1 protein-coding gene is annotated in these 393 nt (G+C 66.4%); it reads right to left on the bottom strand.

From position 1 onward, the window contains the following. Positions 1–393: RHS repeat domain-containing protein (locus HU806_RS26285; RefSeq protein ID WP_186615815.1), on the bottom strand; the 393-nt coding region annotated here is incomplete at both ends.

Below are 393 nucleotides of genomic sequence, written 5' to 3' on the forward strand. Positions count from 1 at the left end.
GGTCCACACGGCGTTGCCGCGATGCCGGGCGTGCAGGAAACCGTTGCGGTACTCGTAGGACGTGGGCTCGCCTTCGGGCGGAATCAGCGCCACCAGCCGTCCGACTTCGTCGTAGCGGTATTCGGTCAGCGCGCCGAGCGGGTCTTGTTCGGCGACCAGTCGACCCTGTTCGTCATAGGCCTTGAGGTGTTCGCCGCCATCAGGATCGACCTGGCGCACCAGCCGCGCGCGGTCGTCGTGGACGTAGACTTCCTGGCTGCCATCGAGGTTCTGGACCGTGACGCTGCCGTCCTCGCCCCAGCTGTAGCGGCTGTCCATCTGCGCAAAAGATGCCCAGTGCCGCACGCAGCGGGCCGCCGGGCCGAGGCCTTGCCATTCCCAATAAAAACTCGC

The sequence above is a fragment of the Pseudomonas sp. SWRI154 genome (assembly GCF_014268645.1).
In the GTDB taxonomy this organism is placed as follows: Bacteria; Pseudomonadota; Gammaproteobacteria; order Pseudomonadales; family Pseudomonadaceae; genus Aquipseudomonas; species Aquipseudomonas marvdashtae.